General features: G+C 55.9%; 15 protein-coding genes. 10 read left to right on the plus strand and 5 right to left on the minus strand.

All coding sequences use genetic code 11. The features are described from left to right. The first annotated feature begins 91 nt into the window (after positions 1-91). The 8 genes from HX801_RS23215 (at position 92) to HX801_RS23250 (ending at position 11,072) form a co-directional block, all read left to right on the plus strand. On the plus strand, positions 92-865 hold the full coding sequence (locus HX801_RS23215) for an SDR family NAD(P)-dependent oxidoreductase (RefSeq protein ID WP_177022813.1): 774 nt from the start codon (positions 92-94) through the stop codon (positions 863-865). 80 nt (positions 866-945) lie between these two features. Continuing rightward, complete coding sequence (locus HX801_RS23220; protein WP_218166128.1) at positions 946-1,287, plus strand: carboxymuconolactone decarboxylase family protein; 342 nt, start codon at positions 946-948, stop codon at positions 1,285-1,287. Between the two features lie 71 nt (positions 1,288-1,358). After that, positions 1,359-2,027 carry a cupin domain-containing protein gene (locus HX801_RS23225; protein WP_177022815.1) on the plus strand — a complete coding sequence of 223 codons (669 nt, stop codon included), beginning with the start codon at positions 1,359-1,361 and terminating at the stop codon, positions 2,025-2,027. A gap of 2 nt (positions 2,028-2,029) precedes the next feature. Next, a complete protein-coding gene (locus HX801_RS23230) occupies positions 2,030-3,187 on the plus strand; it encodes an FAD-dependent oxidoreductase (RefSeq protein ID WP_218166125.1) in 1,158 nt (385 codons plus the stop codon). 85 nt (positions 3,188-3,272) lie between these two features. Then, entirely contained in the window at positions 3,273-4,322 is a 1,050-nt protein-coding gene (locus tag HX801_RS23235) for an alcohol dehydrogenase (RefSeq protein ID WP_177022817.1), read from the plus strand. A 100-nt stretch (positions 4,323-4,422) separates the two neighbouring features. Further along, on the plus strand, positions 4,423-4,896 hold the full coding sequence (locus HX801_RS32100) for a hypothetical protein (RefSeq protein WP_256344290.1): 474 nt from the start codon (positions 4,423-4,425) through the stop codon (positions 4,894-4,896). A 943-nt stretch (positions 4,897-5,839) separates the two neighbouring features. Next, positions 5,840-9,484: an autotransporter domain-containing protein gene (locus HX801_RS23245; protein WP_256344291.1), complete on the plus strand. Its 3,645-nt coding sequence runs from the start codon at positions 5,840-5,842 to the stop codon at positions 9,482-9,484. Positions 9,485-10,457: 973 nt separating this feature from the next. Continuing rightward, positions 10,458-11,072, plus strand: coding sequence for a histidine phosphatase family protein (locus HX801_RS23250; RefSeq protein ID WP_371316584.1), 615 nt, complete (start codon positions 10,458-10,460; stop codon positions 11,070-11,072). A gap of 159 nt (positions 11,073-11,231) precedes the next feature. Here HX801_RS23250 and HX801_RS23255 read toward each other — a convergent pair whose 3' ends face one another. Further along, positions 11,232-12,425, minus strand: a complete 1,194-nt coding sequence (locus HX801_RS23255) for an EAL domain-containing protein (RefSeq protein ID WP_177022818.1) — start codon at positions 12,423-12,425, stop codon at positions 11,232-11,234. Between the two features lie 113 nt (positions 12,426-12,538). Next, positions 12,539-14,923, minus strand: a complete 2,385-nt coding sequence (locus HX801_RS23260; protein WP_177022819.1) for an ATP-binding protein — start codon at positions 14,921-14,923, stop codon at positions 12,539-12,541. Positions 14,924-15,193: 270 nt separating this feature from the next. Here HX801_RS23260 and HX801_RS23265 point away from each other — a divergent pair, with 270 nt between their 5' ends. Both HX801_RS23265 and HX801_RS23270 read left to right on the plus strand, forming a co-directional pair. Further along, positions 15,194-16,522 (plus strand): EAL domain-containing protein, encoded by a 1,329-nt coding sequence (locus tag HX801_RS23265; protein WP_177022820.1) that lies wholly within the window; start codon positions 15,194-15,196, stop codon positions 16,520-16,522. Positions 16,523-16,658: 136 nt separating this feature from the next. Further along, a complete protein-coding gene (locus HX801_RS23270) occupies positions 16,659-17,324 on the plus strand; it encodes a response regulator transcription factor (protein WP_177022821.1) in 666 nt (221 codons plus the stop codon). Positions 17,325-17,927: 603 nt separating this feature from the next. Here the strand turns inward: HX801_RS23270 and HX801_RS23275 are convergent. The 3 genes from HX801_RS23275 to HX801_RS23285 all read right to left on the minus strand — a co-directional run bounded on the left by HX801_RS23275 (position 17,928) and on the right by HX801_RS23285 (position 21,818). Then, complete coding sequence (locus HX801_RS23275) at positions 17,928-18,602, minus strand: DUF1120 domain-containing protein (RefSeq protein ID WP_177022822.1); 675 nt, start codon at positions 18,600-18,602, stop codon at positions 17,928-17,930. A gap of 146 nt (positions 18,603-18,748) precedes the next feature. Then, positions 18,749-19,333 carry a hypothetical protein gene (locus tag HX801_RS23280; RefSeq protein ID WP_177022823.1) on the minus strand — a complete coding sequence of 195 codons (585 nt, stop codon included), beginning with the start codon at positions 19,331-19,333 and terminating at the stop codon, positions 18,749-18,751. Then, a complete protein-coding gene (locus HX801_RS23285) occupies positions 19,287-21,818 on the minus strand; it encodes a fimbrial biogenesis usher protein (protein ID WP_177022824.1) in 2,532 nt (843 codons plus the stop codon). Before HX801_RS23285 ends, HX801_RS23280 begins: the two co-directional genes overlap by 47 nt. Positions 21,819-21,828 lie beyond the last annotated feature (10 nt).

The raw sequence follows: 21,828 nt of genomic DNA on the forward strand, positions 1-21,828 counted from the left end.
GAGCGCATAGGCATGCGAATGCCATTGGAAACAATAGTTTTTCTTCCATTCAAGTCCTGCCTGGCGGCGGGCGCACAGAGAGATTTTCAAGATGAGCAATCAATTCAAGGGCAAGAAGCTGTTGGTCGTCGGTGGCACCAGCGGCATGGGCCTGCAGACGGCGCGCACCGTACTGGCCGAGGGCGGCAGCGTGGTTATCGTCGGCAACCGCCCGGAAAAAACCGAAGCAGCCCGCCAGGAATTGGCTGAACTGGGCCAGGTATGGGCACTGACCGCCGACCTGTCCGACGACGCCGCCGTCGCTTCGCTGATCAAAACCCTGGACGAGCAGCATTCGGATATCGACCTGCTGGTCAACGCCGCTGGCGTGTTCTTCCCCAAGCCATTCCTGGAGCATTCGGAAGCCGATTACGCCCAGTACATGTCGATCAACAAAGCGACCTTCTTCATCACGCAAAAGGTTGCCGCCAACCTGGTCGCCAAGAACCGCCCGGGCGCGATCGTGAACATTGGTTCGATGTGGGGCAAGCAGGCGATCGCGGCCACACCGTCGTCGGCCTACTCGATGGCCAAGGCGGGCCTGCACTCGCTGACCCAGCACCTGGCGATGGAACTGGGCAGCAAGAACATCCGTGTCAACGCGGTGTCGCCTGCCGTGGTGCAGACCCCTATCTACGAAGGCTTCATTCCAAAAGCCGAAGTGCACAGTGCGCTGCAAGGCTTCAACAGCTTCCACCCGATTGGCCGTGTGGGCACGCCTCAGGATGTCGCCGAAGTGGTTGCCTTCCTCCTCTCGGATAAGGCGGGCTGGGTTACTGGCGCCGTCTGGGACGTCGATGGCGGTGTCATGGCTGGCCGTAACTGACCTGCGCCGCTGACGCACTGAGTTCTTTGCCAGGCGTGCCCCCACACCTGGCTTCAATCTGTTTTTGGAGAAAGACCATGATGCAAGACTGGAATGGCTACCGCGACTCCTTGATGGAGCGCGTGGGCGACTACGCCAAACAAAGCCCCGACGTAATGCGTGGGCTGATGATGATCGACAATTCGGCGGTCAAGACGGGGCATCTGGAGCCGAAGATCCACGAGCTGATCGCATTGGCGGTGGCTGTGACCACGCGCTGCGACGGGTGTATTTCCGTTCACACCAAGAAGGCGGTGGAGCACGGTGCCACGCTTGAAGAAATCACCGAAGCCCTCGGTGTGGCGATTGCCCTGAACGCGGGTGCTACGCTGACGTACTCGGCACGCGTCGTCGAGGCCTATCAACAGCTGCCCAGTCAGTAAGCCCTATCAATAAGCACCGACCACCCACGGACGGGTTGGCCGGTGTCTTTGTCCCCGCTTGGATAACCCTCATGCTGATCAATGCCGATTTCACTCGCCGCGCCATCGTGGCGTCCCAGCAGTGCCAATGGGTGGCTTCGCCCCAGGATGGCGTCGAGCGCGTGATGCTGGATCGCGTGGGCGCGGAACAAGCCCGTGCCACCAGCCTTGTGCGGTATGCCCCTGACTCCCGTTTCCCTCGCCACCTCCATCCCGGGGGAGAGGAGATTCTCGTGTTGTCGGGGACCTTCTCCGACGGGAGTGGGGACTACCCGGCAGGCTGGTATTTGCGCAATCCCCCCGGGTCCAGCCATCAACCCTCCAGCGCCGGGGGCGCTGTCATTTTCGTCAAGCTTCAGCAGATGCAGGGACGCGAGCAGCGCCATGTGCGCATTGATACCCGTGACCCTGCCGCGTGGCGTCGGGAGGGCCGGCGCGAGGTTTGCACGCTGTTCCGTGATGAAACGGAGCAGGTCTGTCTGCAACGTCTGGCACCGCATGACGCGATTTTCGAGACGCGGCCTGATGGCGCTGAACTGCTGGTGCTGGCGGGCAACGTGACGCTGGATGGAAAGGCATACGAGTGCGGCAGTTGGGTGCGCCTGCCTGCTGGTGAGTCTGCGAACCTCTACGCTGGCGACCAAGGCGCCACCCTGTACCTCAAAACGGGCCACCTGGCCGATGTGGCGGCAGAGGAATGAGCATGCACACGGTACGCATTGCTATCGTTGGCGCCGGTTTGAGCGGTCTGTACGCCGCCTACCTGCTGGAGCGCCAAGGCATTACGGATTATGTGTTGCTGGAGGGGAGGGAAGTCCTCGGCGGTCGTATTGCGTCCATCGACGCCACCGGCCAGGCCGTTACCCACATTGCAGCGAACACCGACGGCATCGACCGCTTCGACCTGGGCCCTACCTGGTTCTGGCCTGGCTACCAACACGAGCTTGGCCGGCTGGTGGAGGCCTTGGGCCTGGAGCGGTTTGAGCAGTTCGAGGAGGGCGACATGATGGTGGAGCGCTCACCCGAGGAGCCTGCTGTGCGCATGCGTGGCTACGTGAACTCGCCCGCGTCCATGCGCCTGGCCGGTGGCATGGGGCGCTTGACCGAAGCCCTGCGAGATAAGCTCGCCCCGGCAAACATCATCACCGGCCACACGGTGCGCCGACTTCGCAAACACCACGGCTGTATCGAGCTTGAGAGCGAAAACGCCGCAGGCCATGTCAGTGCCTGGCAGGCCGAGCATGTCTTGCTGGCGCTGCCGCCTCGACTGGTCGAAAGCACCATCGCATTCGAACCGGCCTTGCCTGCATCGCTGGCCCTGCAGTGGCGTGAAACGGCGACGTGGATGGCACCTCAAGCCAAGTACGTCGCCATCTATGACACACCGTTCTGGCGGGAGCAGGGGTTGTCCGGTGAAGGCCGCAGTGCACGTGGGCCACTGGGTGAAATCCATGACGCCTCCATGCCGGGTGGCAGCGCAGCGCTGTTTGGCTTCCTGGGCGTGCCGGCGCGTGTACGCAGCACGGTCTCCGACGAGGTATTGCGCACGCACTGCCGTGCGCAACTGGTCCGGATGTTTGGCCCTCTGGCGGCGACGCTCAAGGCCGAAGCCATCAAGGACTGGGCGCAAGACCCGCTTACGGCCACTGCAGTCGATGTAAATGCCGCGGCCCAGCATGCCCGAGCGCCCTCGGCCAAGGCAACTTCGGGACCCTGGCAGGGATGCCTGACAGGCATCGCCAGCGAGTGGTCGCCGCAGTTTTCCGGCTATTTGGCCGGGGCCGTCGAGGCCGCCGGCCTGGGCGTGAAGGCGTTGACTGAACATGCCAGTGCGGCTGCGTTGAATCCATCGAAGCGTTGACCTGAGATCGCAAGGCAAGACGGCACTCGTTGTTGTTTCGGCCTGACACTTTTCCATTTTTTTATCTTTTCAGGAGCCGAGGGCTATGAACGCTACATACCGTGCCATGCAAGTCACCCGACCGGGCTTTCTGGAGCTGGTTAACCGTCCAACAACTGCCCCTGGTAGTGGGCAGGTGCTGATTGCCGTGGAGGCCTGCGGCATCTGTGGTGCCGATATTGGCGACATCGAAGGGGCAGACCCTGCACTGCAGCCGCCGCGTGTGCCGGGTCATGAAGTGGTCGGCCGCATCGCCGCGCTGGGCGAGCACGTTCCATCGCTCTGGAAAGTCGGCCAGCGTGTGGGCGTGGGCCGCCTGGGCGGGCCTTGCGGCGAATGTGTACCGTGCCGCCAGGGGCACTTTCAGCTGTGCCAACACCAGCCCTTTGTCGGCGCTACTTGCGACGGTGGTTATGCCGAAATGATGCTGGCGCGAGCCTCCGGGTTGGTATCGATTCCTGACGAACTCCTTGCCGAGGAAGCCGCGCCGTTGCTTTGCGCCGGCATCGCCACGTTCAATGCGTTGAAGAAGTGCGGTGCGCAGGCGGGCGATACGGTTGCCATCTTTGGTATTGGCGGCCTGGGGCATATGGCCCTGCAGTACGCGCGCCGGATGGGGTTTCGCGTGGTTGCCATCGGGCGCGGCACTGATATCGCCGACGACGCATTGAACCTCGGAGCACATGTCTACATCGACACCCATGAAGAAGACGCGGCGACGAAGCTCAAGGAAATGGGCGGCGCTCAGGCCATCGTGAGTACGATCAGCGCCCCTGCTACCGTATCGGCGCTCATGGCCGGGCTCGCACCACAAGGCCGTCTTGTTCTGCTTGGAGCGGGCAAAGATCCGTTGCCGGTGTCGACCGGCCACCTGGTCGTGGGTGAGCGCAGCCTGCTGGGTTCGATCACCGGCTCGCCCTACGAAAACGAAAGGACCCTGGATTTCAGCGTGCTGGCTGACGTACGCCCGAGGATCGAAGTGATGCCCTTCGAACAGGCCAATGAAGCCTACCAACGGATGAAGTCCGGCGACGTCAAATTCCGCATGGTATTGAGCATCGCAGGTGAGCACGCCGCTGCGCGCATTGACCCGTGATGACGACCTTGCTGTAGGTACTCGACACCCATGAAGAACCATGATCTCAACACTGCCCCAACAGACTGCCGATGCCGACGGCTGAAGAGCTTGGAAGAGGGTGTCCGCTCGGAATTGGCCATGCACCTCTGCAGGCATTAGCAATGCCTCGGCCAATCTGGGACTGCAATTCGACGGGTCGCTGATCCTGCTGGGGCTTGGTGGGATTTTGGATTGCTGGGCGCGTCCGCACTGGTGCTGGAAATGCCATCGGCATGAAGAGAAAGCACGCGTTCAATCGCTCAACGATTTCATCGTGTTCGGCGTGATGGCGGTCGGGTCTTTTTCGTCGAGTGGGCTGCTGTCGGCTTATGGCTGGAATACAGTGCTGTGGGTTTCGCTTTTACCGCTGGTGTTGGCTGTCGTCGCGCTGGCACTGACTGTCCCCAAGTACATGGCCGGTCGGTTTGATCTGAAAGGGCAAGGTGCGTTAGCCACTCGAGCGCATTTCCTGCTCAAGCAAATCCCGGGCGCTATACGTCATTTAACAAGTGGGCGATGTCAGATGTTCATAAGCAGATCAGTAGCTCAATAATACTGATTCAGTACGCCTCAAATGATCGCAACTGTTCATCGATTGATGTTCATAGACCGAGTTTTCCGAGGCCCGCGTTAGCCTCGTGCCGCGGGTTACACGTGAGCACTAGATCATCGGTAACGCCGCGATCAATTTCCCGTATCCGCACGTGTTGGCATTTCTTGTCGTACTGGAATCGTGATTCGGGGGGCAAGGTGTCCCTTGCTGGCAACCATTTTCCGGAGTCACATCGTTTTTTGGTGACGCCGGGATCTTGGATGCTACTTAGCAGCTAGCCAAAAAACGGATACCGGGGTGAGGGAGTCAGCGATCTTCGATGGGGGGATGAGTGCAAGCGTGGACTACGTGCGTGAAAACTTTTGGCTGGAAGTCCCGGTATTTTGCCGTCCTGTGGGCAGCAAGGCTAAAGTGTAGCTGTTCAAGGTTGACCTAAATCTGTTCCTCGAAGGGCAGCTCTTACTGCAAATAAGAAGAGGGTTTCGGCTGAGGTACTCTCCCTAATATCCGTTCGCTTTTCGTTTTTCAGACTATTCCTAAATATTTAACGACTTGTATCACGGTATTGTCTTGAGAAGGCCTACTGCACCACTTTGATGAGGGAATTATAACCACAGAATTTTATTTAAAGCCAAACCCTGTTGCAGCGATAAAAACGCTATTGAAGTTACCAAGTGGCGCCCTGCTTCTTGGTTGTCCGCACAAAAAAGTCGCAGTGCTGGCCTGTGATAAATATATTAATGCGGAGCTCGAATCCCGAAATGATCAAGTTGCTTTCTGCCTATAAAAAATAAAAAACCGATGACACGCATTTAGAAATAATTACATGTTCGAGGGGAGCATAATGAGTATTTCAGATCATGATTCAAGTCGTATAAAAAAACATCTACTCACAGCACGACAATGGAGGCTCACACCCATCACTTGGGCTGTTACCTTGTTGATGAGCGAGGCAGGCGTGGCTTTTGCGCAAGAAGCGCCAGCAGCCAATAATCCCTATACGTCTCAGGTGCTTGAAGCTGCGTTCAGGAAAGCCGTTGCCTCGTTTGGCCCCAAAACCGACGTATATAAGGGGCTGCGGTTTAAAGACGCGGAGATCGTCGATTTAGCGGCCAAGGATTTTGCCGCCCAGTCCGGCAAGTTTGACTCGGCCCTCAAGCAGAACTACGAACTGCAACCAGAAAACCTGACCATCAGCGCCATGCTTGGTGATACCAAGCGGCCGTTGGACTACGACTCGCCTCTGGACAAATACCGCAGCCGGTTGTTCAGCAACAACGGCCGTTACACCACCGATATTCTCGATTTTTCCAAGGCAATCATCTCCAATTTGCCCGCCGCCAAGCCCTATGTCTATGTAGAACCGGGCGTCAGCAGCAACCTCAACGGGCAACTGAATGCAGGTCAATCCTGGGCGGGTGCTACACGTGACTGGAGCGCCAACGCACAAACCTGGAAGACTCCGGAAGCCCAGGTTAACTCTGGCCTGGACCGCACCAATGCATACTATGCTTATGCCTTGGGCATCACCGGTAAGGGCGTGAATGTCGGCGTGCTCGACTCGGGGGTCCTCGCCGAGCATTTTGAGTTCCAGGGCAAGAATGCCCAGGGCCAGGACCGGGTGCAGACGGTGACTTCTACCGGCGAGTACTACGCTACCCATCCGCGCTACCGTCTTGAAGTGCCCAGCGGCGAGTTCCAGCAGGGTGAACATTTCAATATCTCAGGAGAATATGACCCGGCGTTCAACGATGGCCACGGTACGGAAATGTCCGGCGTGCTTGGGGCCAGCCGCAATGGCACCGGTATGCACGGCATTGCCTTCGATGCGAATATCTTTGTCGCCAACACAGGTGGCAGCGACAACGATCGGTACCAAGGCTCCAATGACCTCGACTACAACGCCTTCATGGCCAGCTACAACGCCCTGGCCGCAAAGAATGTGTCGATCGTCAACCAGAGTTGGGGGCAAAACTCGCGCAACGATGTAGAGAACCACTTCGGCAATGTCGGCGACAGCGCGGCGGACAACTTGCGCGACATGACCGCCGCTTATCGCCCGTTTTGGGACAAGGCCCACGCCGGGCAAAAAACCTGGATGGACGCGATGGCCGACGCAGCACGGCAAAACACGTTCATTCAGATCATTTCTGCGGGTAACGACAGCCACGGGGCCAACCCGGATACCAACGCCAACCTGCCGTTTTTCAAACCCGATATCGAAACCAAATTCCTTTCGATCACCGGTTACGACGAGACCAGCGCTCAGGTCTACAACCGTTGCGGCACGTCGAAGTGGTGGTGTGTGATGGGCGTTTCGGGGATTCCATCCACGGGGCCGGAAGGCGAAATTATCCCAAATGCCAACGGCACCTCGGCCGCCGCGCCGAGCGTCTCCGGGGCGTTGGCGCTGGTGATTCAGCGCTTCCCTTACATGACCGCCAGTCAGGCCCGCGATGTGTTGCTGACCACCTCCAGCCTGCAAGCGCCGGACGGTCTGGACACGCCCGTGGGTACCCTGTACGGCGGCCGCACCTACGGCAAACTGCAACCGGTGCACGACGCTGCGCGGGGTACGCCGCAGGTACCGGGAGTGGTCAGTGGCTGGGGCTTGCCCAACCTGCAAAAAGCCATGCAGGGGCCGGGGCAGTTCCTCGATTCGGTGGCGGTGGCCTTACCCACCGGTACTCGTGACATCTGGGCTAACCCGATTTCCGATGAGGCGATCCGCGCCCGTCGGCTAGAAGACGCTGCCGAGCAGGCAACCTGGGCGGCCACCAAACAGCAAAAAGGCTGGCTCAACGGCCTGCCGGCCAATGCCTCGGCTGACGATCAGTTCCAATATGAAATCGGCAACGCGCGGGAGTTGGCTATGCTGGCGCGTGCCAAGGACCTGCTCACCGGCACGACCTATGTCGGTAGCCTGGCCAAGTCGGGGGACGGTGAACTGGTGCTGGAAGGCCAGAACACCTATTCGGGCAGCACCTGGGTACGCGGCGGCAAGCTGTCGGTCAATGGCTCGCTGACCTCTGGCGTGACCGTGGATGGCAGCGCCGTAGGCACCGTGAACGCGGACAACGGCGTGACAACCACCCTGGGCGGCACACTGGCCGGCAACGGTACGGTGGGGGCCTTGACCGTCAATACTGGCGGCCGTGTGGCGCCAGGTCATTCGATCGGCACGCTGCACACCGGCTATGTGACGTTCAACCCGGGCTCGGTGTACGCCGTGGAAGTGGGCCCCAATGGCCGGAGCGACCAGATCCAGAGCAGCGGTGTCGCCACACTCAACGGTGGTGCGGTGACGGTGTCCCTGGAAAACAGTCCCAACCTGTTGACCTTCACCGAGACACGTAGCTTGCTGGGCCAGCAGTTCAACATCCTCAGCGCCAGCCAAGGCATCAATGGCCAGTTTTCGGCGATCTCGCCCAATTACCTGTTCATCGGTACCCAGCTCAATTACCAACCGAACCAACTGACCCTGGCGGTAGCACGCAACCAGACGACCTTCGCCAGCGTCGCGCAAACGCGTAATGAACATGCAGTGGCGACAGTGGCCGAAACATTGGGCGCCGGCAGCCCGGTGTATGAAAGCCTGCTGGCTTCCGACTCGGCAGCCCAGGCGCGGGAGGCGTTCAAACAACTGTCGGGGCAACTGCAATCGGATGTGGCGGCGGCGCAAATGGCCGACAGCCGTTACATTCGCGAAGCCGTCAACGGCCGCCTGCAACAGGCTCAGGCGCAGGACTCCAGCGCGCAGATCCTGGCCACCGACAACGGCGGCTGGGTGCAACTGCTGGGCGGTCGCGATAACGTCAGCGGTGACAACAATGCCAGTGGCTATTCGTCGTCCACCAGCGGCGTGCTATTGGGTCTGGACACGGATGTAGGCGATGGCTGGCGCGTGGGTGCGGCCACCGGCTACACCCAGAGCCACCTCAATGGCGAGTCGTCGGCCTCGGCGGACAGCGACAACTATCACCTGTCGATCTACAGCGGCAAACGTTTCGATGCGATTGCCCTGCACTTGGGCGGTGCCACCACCTGGCACCGTCTGGACACCTCACGGCGCGTGGTTTACGCCAGCCAGTCGGACCATGAACGAGCCGACTACAGCGCACGCACCGATCAAGTGTTCGCCGAGATCGGTTATACCCAGTGGGCCGCGTTCGAACCCTTTGCCAACCTGACCTACCTGAACTACCAGAGCGATTCGTTCAAGGAGAAAGGTGGCGCCGCGGCCCTGCATGCCAGCAAGCAAAGCCAGGATGCAACGCTCTCCACCCTGGGTCTGAGGGCTCACACCCAACTGCCGGTCAGCAGCACGTCGGCGGTGACCTTGCGTGGCGAGTTGGGCTGGGCACATCAGTTCGGTGATACCGATCGTGAGGCTTCGCTGAAATTCACTGGTAGCGACAACGCCTTTGCGGTCAATAGTGTGCCGGTGGCTCGCGACGGTGCGATCATCAAGGCCAGTGCGGAAATGGCCCTGACCCAGGACACGCTGGTGTCGTTGAGCTACAGCGGTTTGCTGTCCAACCGCGGTAACAACAACGGGATCAACGCGGGCTTTACCTTCCGCTTCTAACCCAGGGAAGTTGTCCAGCGATAATCTGTGGTGAGGGAGCAAGCTCCCTCGCCACAGTGATGCATGGAATAAACAGCCCTGCGCAAAATTGACTCACAGGTTTACAATTGTCGCTCCTGATCAGGAGTATCCCTGTGCTGACTCCGGTTAGATGCGAGTCAAGCGCCTTGATATCCCCACATGAAAAGGTAGATGGTGCGACCGTTCATTCCGAACTTACTCCAGGTTGCTGATTACACTAATCTTGCGACGGGCGATAAGTTCAGGTTCATTTCACCATGTATTCCACAGCTTATAGCGGCGTTGATAAAAGTCTCCGCGTCGATGCGCTCCAATGAGGTAGGCGCTCCAGTTCTTAGCAGGTAGTACTGCTCATTGGCACACACCAACTTTTCTCCGCCTCCTATTGAATCCAGCTCATTGCAGCAACGAAAGATTCCACGTACCTGGAGCCAAACTTTTCGTTCGGTACGTTGTACAGCAGAGCATTCGCCCGCCGCATTGGAAATGCAGATTTCTTGGTCATACTACATGTCGTAACTACTATTGAATTTCCTATAGCGGCGGTACTGCATTGCGACGATGACAGTTACAGCCACAGTTGACACTTAAAGGCAGCATTAAAACCTACTCTCTGGCATCCGATGCGTAATAGTCGACTTATGGATGAGGAGGGCGGGGCAGTTCCTATCGGAACACCTTATACCGGTTTTGATGAGCCGTTGATTCCTGTGCGTTCCGCGCCGACATGGCAGTACTAGCTCCACCTAAGCAGAGTGCGCGCTGATTTGTTTATTCGTCGCCATTGGTTCAAAGCAGCAAGCTGAATAATTTAGGTGTAGTCCTATAGAACCCTATGATGGTCTTTGCTTAAGTATGTTGTCTTATTAAACATCAAGCGATATTCAAGTTGGATAAATTACCTCCCCGCCTTAAATCTGTCTTTCTGTCCCTTCGTCACGTGGTGCCGATCCTGGGACTTGCCGCCATAACCGTGCAGCCATCCCTAGTGGGGAGTGAACGTCAGGTCAAACCGACGGACGGCACCCAGACTCTGGTATTCGTGCGCCACGCCGAAAAACCCAGCGAGGGATTGGGGCAGCTGAACTGCCAAGGGCTCAATCGCGCCCTGGACCTCGCTATAATGCTGCCTGAGCGTTTCGGCAAAGCCGACTACGTGTTCGCTGCCAACCCCTCGCGATATGTTAAGGAGGGGCGTCAGGACCAACGCTATAGCTATATTCGCCCGCTGATGACTATCGGCCCCAGCGCCATCCGCCTTGGCCTGTCGGTAAATATCGACTTTGGGGCAAACGACACTGACGAACTGGCGGACGAGCTACTGCGCAAGAAATATCACAACGCGACGGTCTACACCGCCTGGTCTCGTGGTTATCTCCCGGAACTGATCAATGCCGTAGCAGGCAAGGCCCTTGGTGAGGAGGGGATGATCGCCGAGGATTGGAGGCGTGATGATTTCGACACGCTATATGTATTAACCCTGACCTGGCGCGATGGCAAGGCGAGCCTGTACAGCCAACGCCTGCTCCAGGGCCTCAACCATGGTGAGCCTACTTGCCCAGCCTGATTCGCGGATTACTGCCGGGCTTTGGAGCCGATACCGGGATGACTGGTGGCTTGCGGTGTACAGGGAAGGGTACGACCGGCGGGTAGTAGCGAGACACTGATCTGCCACTCTTCGAGCGTCAGGCGCAGTTGCTCGAATACGTCGTCGCCGTAATAGCTCTCAGGCTCCGGTGGCGAGCGCGCGTATGAATTCGTCCACCTCCAGAGGTAACGACAAGGCAAAGCCCTGTCCCGTGCGGTACCCGTACTTGAGCAACGCCTCAACCTGCGACGAAGATTCAATCCCTTCGGCGATGACATCCAGGTCCATGGCCTGGCCTATCGAAATCGCCGCGCAGACTGCCGCACAACAGCCGCAGTCATCGGCCATACCTTGTACGAAGCGGCCATCAATTTTGAGTTTGGAAAATGGCATTTGAGTCAACAGGTCTATCGAAGCAAAGCCACACCCAAAATCGTCCATTGCAATCGGAAAGCCCCACATGCGCAGAGAACCCAACTCCATCGACAAGGCAAGCCAATCATGAACTGGCACATCTTCCGTCAATTCGATCGTCAGCAGTGAAGTGGGCACGTCTGCTTCTCGAAGCCTTCGCGCGAGTGATTGACCAATCCCAGTCGTGGATAATATCGAGGCTGATGCATTTACCGCTATCGGCACCGCAATACCTTGACGGTGCAGATCGCTCAACAGCGCAATCACTCTAGTCAGCACTGTGTGGAAGAGCAGTAGCTCCACACCGGCTTGGCGGGCCAACGGCACAAAGGTTGCCGGCGCAATATTACCTTTGGATACATGGTTCCAACGCGCCAGCGCTTCGGCACCTACGATCTCGCCGGTTTGCAGGTTGAGTTGTGGTTGCAGCACTATTCTGAGGTCGATATTGGCCATCAGGGCGCGCATCAGCTCAACTGCGCTGGGCGCTTGATTTTTGCTGTGCTGGCCTGGCCCGACATGAGTGCTCTCCAAGAGCGCGCAGGCGACATTCATATCGATATTTGCACTAGCCAAGTCGAAGAGCAGGACTTTTACACCCGCACGTCCGGCTACTCGTGCATGCCATTCCAGGGAATTCTGCTCCTGTGCGTTGTACCATATGACAACAGGCAAATTCGACAATATGCATTGCCGCCTAAGATCCAGCAGCAATGACGGCAATGCTAGCCCCTCGGTACGCTCCGCCGAGATACTGTTCAGCACGACGTCAAACCGTCGCGTGGCCAGTAGAATTGCAGCTGCACTCAAGTTCGCTACGAACTGCGCCTCGTAGGTGAAAGATGGGCTGTAGCCGATAACGTCAACTGCTCCTACAATCAGCACCTGAGGCAAAGTTTTGTAATGCTCCGTCTGCATCGGACTCGATGGCATCGTATCTGCCCATAGAAATATATTGATGCCAAATACTGTACGTAGTCGTGCAGAGTGCAGACTATCGGAATGGGATTAAAAGGCGTTCAATCATCCCCTCATGGTGAAATTCTGTCTGATCCTGTGGATGACGCATATTGCCCCAGTAGCTGCTCCAATGTGAGAAGATCCGTCTGTACAGAGCTAAAGGCCCCGACCTTGAGGCGGGCCTCCATTGATTTCGCCAACGATGCCATATCGGGTTGTTTCAATATCGCGAAGGCACCAAACAATCGATGCGCGTAATGAGTCGCGTCTTCCATGTCAGCCATTTCAACTGCGGCCCGTAACGCATGCACGTCGCTCCAAAGGTGCGCGAAAGCTGTTCGTTCATCTGTAACGAATGCGGCCTCATCATCAATATGTGCCAGTGGCAAATCTGTCCAGAGTTGAAGTGCATCTCTTAACTTGCCCAGCTTGATGGGTTTTTTCAGTACGCCGTCCATGCCTGCTTCGAAGCAGGTGGTGGTGTGTTCATCATCGGTCGATGCGGAGATCGCCATGATTGGCGTAGGTACAAGGGCGAGCGACGACTCTATGGCTCGCCACTGGCGGGCCACCTCATAACCGGAAATGCTCGGGAGATCACAGTCTAATAACACAATGTCAAACGTGTTTTGCTCAAGTGCAAACAAGGCTTGTTCCCCATCGGGTGCGAGTGTCGGGCTGTAGCCCAAGACTTCGAGCTGGGCGTGGAGGACGGCTTGATTCGCAGGCATATCCTCTACCAGCAAGACCCTGAGTACACGCTCCGTCGCTGGCACATCAAATTGTTGTCTGGATAGGCCCTGTTCTTGTAGGTGGAGCGGCGGAACGTAAATATCACAGGGTAGCCGCACTGAGGCGATAGAGCCTTTACCAGGCTCGCTCTCGAGATCTATAGAACCACCCATCAATTCCAATAGTTGCCTGCAGATGGTCAAGCCAAGCCCGGTGCCACCAAACTTGCGCGCAGTATTCGTGCTTGCTTGGGTGTATGGTTGAAAAAGCCGTTGAAGAGAGTCGGCGTCTATTCCGATACCTGTATCCACTATGCGGATTTGTAATTGATGCCGGTTTAGCGGGGGAGGGCTGGGATCCAACCGTATACTGATCGTCACGCCACCTTCAGGCGTGAACTTGATCGCATTTGAGATGAGGTTATGCAACACCTGTTCAACGCGAAACCTATCCAGCATCAGATGGGGTTCAATGGGGTGTTCTTGTATCAGCTCAAGCTCAACTCCGTTCTTCGCTTTCAGCGCCAGCAAATCCACAACTGAGCGGGTCAGCTCCATGATATCGACGGGCCCCAGATCCAGTTGAAGCCGTCCGGCCTCGAGCTTGGAAATGTCCAGAACGTCATCCAACAAATACAACAAGTTCTCCGCACCGCTGGAAGCAACCGCCAGTAAACGAAGAGACTCTTCTGGCAGCTCGGGACGCTGCATCAGCAACTCCATGGAGGCGAGGATGGCATTCATCGGCGAGCGAATCTCATGGCTGAGGACGGCCAGAAACATAGTTTTCTCTTTCTCGCTTCGCATGGCCAGTCGCCGTTGCTGCCTAGCGTGAACCGCAAATCCTGCGATCAACAATAGTCCAGTCAAGACCAGTGCCATTTGGAGGCCGTAATAGCGCAATAGTACGTCTAGCGACGGCCTGCCATAGTTGTTGGCCGACTCGAGCTCGTTCTGGACCATCGCATCGATTTGCTCCGCGGTCAGAGATGCTAGCACCTTGTCTATAATGTCACGTAAGATGGGCAGATCACGTCGTACAGCCATGGAAAGTTCCATTGGCAAACGGGCTATCCCACCGGATACATACAGTTCCTCATCATATTTGCTACGTAAAAAAGGCAGCAGCACAGGTGCAACGTCTAGCGCCGCATCAGCCTGCTTGTCAATGACTGCAGTAAGCGAATCTTCGGACGTTTTCGTCCCAAGGATTTTGACAGCTGGGTAGAGTGCTCTGATTGCGCTCTCATATGAGCTGCCCTTCTTGACGGCAACAATATGCCCGTCTAGTCGATGTAGATCGAACACCGCCTGACTGTTTTTACGTGTTACAACTATTGTTGCGCCCGTATAATAGGTGTTGGTGAAGAGGGCTGCGTCGATAATCGATTGCTGCGCAAACATCGGCGTGATCCCGGGAAGAACATCTACTTCGCCCCGCTGAAACTTCTCTATCCTACTCCGACCGAGACCCGAATCGGGCACAGGCTCAAATCGAAGGCCTGTGCTGTGTTCGATGAAGTCTATGTACTCGGTGGCCAGTCCCATGAGCTGACCGTCCTCCACATATTGTATCGGCTTCCAGTTAGGCTCGACCGCCACATGGACGACCGGGTTTGCAGCAATCCAGGCGCGTTCTTCAGGGGTGAGATCCAGAGGATGGGAGAAAACTGACGGTAACCAGACCAATAAAATCGCTGGCCAAAACGCCGCTCTCCGCTTCATGGTGCTTTCACCTGGTACTTCGCTTGGAAAAAGTCAATATTGAAGATAACAGCCGACCTGTCGGATTTTTCTGCATTTTTTCTCACGGCCATGCCTCCTGGAAAGCAGTGAATGACCTCACGCTTTTGATCGAAACCCTACCGTTGGCATGAGCGGCCGTCAATTATACTGTACTGCTCGCGCGCCACGAGCGAGATAAGAATAAGAGTTGTCATCTCACATTATTTTTAAGAGCAGTCTTATAGTCTGAAATGATCGGGCGTTGTTTAAATGAGTTGTCAGTACACTCATGAAGCGATCGTCAAGTTGAAAAACTCGCCCCTTACTCTAACGCCTCCCCCCCGAGTCAATCTGGTCGTATTAAGCCACGATGAACAATATGTGTTACGCATGACAGAGCGCCTGAACGGTAGTGGTCTTTTCCATATCGAGCACGTTGAGTCGCTGAGCAGGCTGCGCCTGCGTAAGCAACCTATGGACATCGTTATGGCCGAGATTCATGCTGATCATGTCGACAGTCTGATGCTACCGTGTTGGGTCGGTGAACTTAACGCCTACGGCCGGGTACGCAGAGCTCCCCATATTGTCTGGACCATAAAGGCCTGTGCGCTTGATGATGCGACTTCGTCGGCCGCTGCCATCGAGCAGGGCCGTACGGATATCGTCAAAGGTATTTCCAGTATAGCCTTGGCCTCGTATGCCCGACTCGCCAGAGCATCGGGCATACGGGTTGAGATCGTTGCCGAGAATCATCCCACTCAGCTTCTACAAGTACTCGAAAAGCTTGCTACTGCCGAACACTTGCTACCGCAGCTGTCGCAATCTGACAGATTTGAGTTGTTGATCAGCGAAGACGAGGTCGTGTCAGTGATAACGTCGGGTGAAAATCTGCGTGTGGTGCTGCAGCCGCAATATAACTTGGCCAGTCGTCAAGTGATCGGTGCCGAAGCGCTGATACGCTGGCAACACCCAATCCACGGCGACATCCCCCCGTTGATCCTGATCCCGATGGTCGACCAGTTAGGGTTAGGCCTCTTGCTGTTCAGTCATGTAGAGAGAGCGGTGATTGAAGTCCTCGGTACGCTCGATCGTCTGGGTATAGATATTCCCATCGCTATAAATGCCTCGGCCCGCACGCTGTGTGCCACCGGACTGGCTACCCGGTTGGCAATCAAGATGCACAAGGCCGGTTTGCCTGCCCGGCGATTGAAGATCGAGCTGACTGAGCAAATCACCCCTGGAAACGAACTGGTGTTGTCAGCGTCCATCATGGCACTCCGAGCGAAAGGTTTTCTGATTTCGCTCGGAGACTTCGGTGCCGGCGCCGCAACGCTCGCTCTGTTGACGCACATACCCTTCGATGAGATGAAAGTCGACGGAAAGTTAGCTGGAATTGCTGAGCAATCGCCACAATCGAGCGAGATCATTTCCGGCATCGTTAACCTTGCCCGCTACTTCAACTTGAATCTGGTGACCGAGGGTATTGAGGACCCATCCAGCATCGAGATGCTCAACCGTCTAGGTTGCAGCGCCGGACAAGGATTGGCTCTGGCCCCTCCATTGGAGCAGGCTGATTTCCTGAGACTCGTCGCGCGATAGTGCACGACAAAAGCCTGGGTGCGACTTTCCAGAACTGTGTGTTTGTACTTAAAAATTCTCGATCAGGTGCCAGTATTGACTATTCTCATTTTAGTCTTTGAGTTACCTGGTCCATACCGAGTGACGTCTGAACGCCATGAAGTCTATACGTGTTGCATTACTCGACGACCATGCTGTCGTTCGCCAAGGTCTTGCCAGTCACCTAGGCGACGCCCCCGGCATAGAGATCGTCGGGATATATAAAAACAGCCGGGAACTGATGCGCGGCATGTCTACAGTGCCCGTCGATGTGCTTTTGCTGGACTTCGTTCTCGGTCGCGACGAGCTTGATGGTGTTTCACTGATTCGCGCTTTGCGGGTTCGCTTTCCTGCCTGCCGGATCCTGGTGCTCTCAACTCACCACGATCCTGCCACTGTCTCGCTGGCCCTGCGGGTTGGAGCGCGCGGATTCATTGGCAAGGATGAGGATCTGACATGCCTCGCCAAGGCTATCCGGGTGGTTGCTTCCGGAGCTATTTACCTAAGTGCAGAAGCTTCTTATAAAGTAGTCGATGGCATCCAGCAAAGTGACAATTCACCTCAATTAATCAGCAGTGACACTAACGTGCTGCAATTGGCTTTACTGTCGGCGCGTGAGCAGGAGGTGATCCGCTGTTATCTCGACGGCATGACCATCACGGAAATCGCCGAGAAGTTCAACCGTAGTATAAAAACCATCAGCACGCAGAAAGCCACAGCTTTTCGCAAACTAGGAATAACCTCTAACAATGGGTTGTTCAAGATAATGAAGACACTAGAGTAGCCTGTGAAGTTTTACGCATATCCGTAGGTTTATTCTTGAATTTGAGAAAGCTCACAAGTTATTGCCTGTGAGTTTTTTTGGCGGCAGCTACATGAAATCTGTAAAAGGAAAATCATGATGTCAGAAAAAAGCGGAGGCTCGAGGAGAACGGCGAGGAGTTTTTCTCTATTATGGAAGATGGTCTACCTCGCTAGACATCAAAGCAGCGTTAGGATTATTTCACGCCGACAGCATCATGATTGATGCGGCGGGGAAAATGCATCGTGGTAAAGACGCCATTGCCCTTGAGTAGGAAGGGTTCTTCAGCCTCGGATTTCCTGTATGCAGTACCAGGCGACATTTGTTTGTCTATGGCGATATGGCTTTGCAAATTTCTGATTGGAGTCTTAGTCGTGTCAGCGAGGACGGAACGATAATAAACGTAGGGGGTACTGCGACCGATGTTGTATGTCGCGGGCATGATAATATCTGGCGTTGCGCAATCGATAATACATTTGGAATTTTAAGTCGCCATCTGAAGTAGATTGTTAGGCCCGGGAATGAGTAGAGAAATAGCGTGGGGCAAAAGCCCGTAGCGAATAAACGCTACGGGCCGATTTTGCATTACAAATAGACTAACTCTAGCGTGGCTGAACCGTCCAGAGACACATCGCTGCTCAGATCCAGTTCAGAACCTTTATTCAACGCGGCCTGCACGTTTAAAGTACCTGACAGAGTCTTGAATGCGATTGGAGCGCCAGCAGTTGTTGCCGACCATGACATGAGAACTGAACCATCATTTGCAATACCTCCTGAACTTGAGTTTAGCCATGTAGTGCCGGAGTCTTTGCTGAAGGTTGATTCAACTTTGGCGCCGTCAGCAGTGAAGTCATTTACGGCTAAGGTCATCGCATAAACACCAATATTTTTTCCGGACGCATTGCCCAAACCAAAGGCGCCGACTTCATTCAAGGCTGGCCTGATTTTCTTTACTGCTCCAGGGACTCGTGTGCCCGCACGATTATCTATAGCCTTCAGCGCAACTTTTGTCGGTGCATTGCAAACAATAGTGAATGCAACATTTTTTTCAGGCAACAGGGTAAAGTCGTTTGCGCTCAAGTCAGTAGAACTGCGTGTGCCGTAATCGATAGTGCCACCACCCGCCAATGTCGGAGTGCAGGCGTTCGGAATAATAGTGCCAATTACTTTTACCTCAACCGATGCAGCATGTGCACCCAAAGAAAAGGCTGTCGCAGTAGTGGCGAAGGCCCATGCGGCGAGTTTTGGATTGAAACGCATTTTTATTTCTCCGTTACGAAAAGTTAGGTAGGCCGCTCCAATGGCAGAGTGGCTGGCTTCCATTCCAGCTGAATGCTATTTTCTTATTAATAATGTTTGCGAAGCTCTAGGAACAAGCCTAAAAATAAAAGTCGATATGCAATCTTCTATTGTGTATCCAGTGTCAAACTACCGAGCCCTTCAAGTACGGTGATGTCGCGCGCATATGTCTCTGTGTCACTGATATACGTTTGAATTTCAACCTGAGCCAAAAAAACTTTGCCAACAGCCCGCTGACCTTGAACCATAGTTGTCACCACTTCATTTGGGCGCAGTAGCTCCGTTGGCGATAACGGCCTGGCACTGCCAGCCTGAGCGAGTTGCACGGTATTTCCATCCAGCGTTGCGTTACTCAGCGTGATTGTGAAATGGCCTTTATCGGCAAACCGGTAGCTATTCAAATCCGCCGCTTGTCCCTCAAACCGCAATCCAAAGCGGGTTTCTTCGCGACAGACCACCGTCAGGTTTAGTTGCCGGTTTCCGAGGGCAATCGGAGCACTCCCGCGGATATCCATATCGCTCCGGTTAAGTGTGCCGTAATCGACCTCCGGGTTGCTCAAACGCATTTCGCAGTCGGCCGCGAACGTACTACTGGCAACCAGGGTAAGCGCAGTGCCAAGCCATCGCGCGCAATCTGCACTGGTGCTACGGCGCATGACAAACAGCCGGTGCAACATCGTAAAAAGCGTCATAGTCAGTCTCCTTGGGGAAGTCGATCTTCAGCAGGCAGGACTTTTCATCAGTGAGAGAAACCCTCAGTACTTCAGTAGGGGCCAGGTCAGAAAGAAAGATGACGCCCTTGTCCAGGACCGTCGTAAGGAAGTGGTTTTTGTCATCAAGTACCGAAGAACCTTTGGGCAGCGGTTGTCCTGCTATGTCGGAGGCGTTAATCAGGATGCGTTGAACCTTGATGACCTTGAAGTCGAGGTGACTCACCGAACCACGGCCGGCGCCAATTCTCTGGAAGCCGTTCTGTAGGTCGATCCGTTTCGGCAGCGATTTTGTTTGCACCTCGACGCGGCTATCTCGATAGGCACTCAGTTGTGGTACCACTGCTTTGCCTTTGTAGTCAGTCCATACCGGGCCATAAGGTGTCGACACCTTGACCCCGGACAGGTCGCCGACGTCCACGATGCCGAAGGTGTCTTGCACCGGATATGGCGAGAAGGTCACCCCATCTTGATGTGCTACTGCGCCGCCGGAGACTCGAGCGTTGTAGTTCTCGCTGTCCGGGCCTTGGGCATAACCCAGGTCCACGCTGGTGAAGCGAGGAATGGCCGAGAGGTTGGCGGTAGAATAGTTGTCACCCCGGTCGCCAGTGCTCTCGGTGCTAAGACGGTAATTGAACTGGTCATTGATGGTTTCGGAATACGTTGCACCAAAACGCTGGTTGTCGCCGCGTCGGCTGGCATAGGTGCGCACGCTACGGGACTGGCCCAGGGGCACGCTGACGCTGAAGTAGATTGCGTCGTCGCTGTCACCCTGACTGTTGGACGAGCCGCTTAATGCGGTTTCCACGGTGGCAGACACAGTGGCATGTTTGAACGTTTTCCCCCAGGAGCCCACCAGGCGGTTGGTAGAGTCGCCATTGAAGGTACGGCTGGGTGAAATGGACACGTTGAAGCTGCCCAGCGTGCTATTGGACCAGCCCAGCGAGGCACTGTATTGGCTCTTGTAGCGGCGGTTGTACCAATCGTGATCAGCACGCAATGTGGTGTCGGACAGTTCTCGATAGCCGGTGGTCTGCCGGGTAGCCGACACACTGCCCGACACGGCCTCGGTGAAACGCGTGCTCAAGGTGACACTGGCCTGGGTGCCTTTTACGTCTTCCTTGGCTGTGTGGGAGTAGAGGTTACGCACACTCAGGCTGGTGTCCTTTGCGAGGTTGGTGTCCACGCCCCATCCGGTGGATTGATAGTCGGGGGCTGCCATCAGCCCGGTAGTAGCGGTCAGGCTTTCACTCAGGCCCCAGGTACCGGTGCCGGTAATCACCCAGGGTTGGTTCTCATCATTGGCGCCCTGGTTGCGTATCTTGCCGGCAGAAAAGGTGTAACCAGGTCGGACTGTAACAGCGTTGCGAAATGACGCTGCTGACACGACGTAGTTTCGCTCTGCGCCAGTGATGTCTCGCACTTTGACGTCCAGATCGGAGTTGCTGTTGAGCAACGGTATATCGCTCAGGCTGAACGGTCCTTCCGGCACTATCGTGGTGTAGATCAACGCACCGACCTGACGTACTTCTATCGTGGATTGTGTATTGGCGATGCCCTCTACCCGTGCCCCGGAACGGGCCGACCCCAGTAGCGCCGTTTCGGGCAGTATCTGCACGCCGGTAATCGCCCCCCCGGAAAAAAGCGGGTTGTTGATATTGATCTGCCCGACCTGCAGCAGGGCCTTTTGCTCGGTGAATGTGCGTTGCGCGTATGCGTATAAATGTTCGAAGCTCTCTCTGTCGTCGCTCTTGCTATAAAGCTGGTGACTGCGAACGATCCAGTTACTCATGTTGAACCCCAGATCGGTCGAGCCCGACAGGTAGTCGCTAGACTGCGAACCGAATTCCGAACGCATGGCCATTACGTCATAGTTGAAAAGGGCAGCAGTGCCACCACTGCTGAAGTTCGTAGTCTGGGACGCATCGCTCTGTAAGGCATGCTGCGGGACCACTAGAAAAATCTCATCCTTGTTCGGGTGCAGGCTGACCTCGGTTTGCGGGTACGCTGCCACAAAGTCATAACGTTTTTCGGTGGCGTCCTTTGAACTCAGCACGTACTGCGAACCGGGAACCTTCAGACGGGCCTTGGTCAGCAATGCCTCGTCAAAATACAGCTCTCCGTGGTTGTCGAACCGGGCATCCACTCTGCCCAGCTTGACCCCGTTAACCACCAGTGAAGCCACGTGCGCGCCCTCCGTAAACCGCGCGGGCTCGCGAAAATAATCAGCCAGTTTGGGGTCAATGCCGCGTGCTTTAAGGGTTTGCATATCGAACCTTGCGAAATCGCCGCTGGCTTGCCCAGCCCTCTGCAACATGTCCGCCTGGGCGGCAATCGGCGTAAGCAAGAGTGCGTTCCAGATCGCGTACGCAAGGGGCGCAAAGATCGGTAGGAAAGGGCGCGTGCTTTGTTCAGGCACGAGTTTGCAGCGGCCACCCTTATAGGTAGCCAGGAAAGGCTTTTTCATGGTTTAGGAC

Origin of the sequence: Pseudomonas sp. G1002 (genome assembly GCF_013385455.1) — a bacterium.
Classification (GTDB): domain Bacteria; phylum Pseudomonadota; class Gammaproteobacteria; order Pseudomonadales; family Pseudomonadaceae; genus Aquipseudomonas.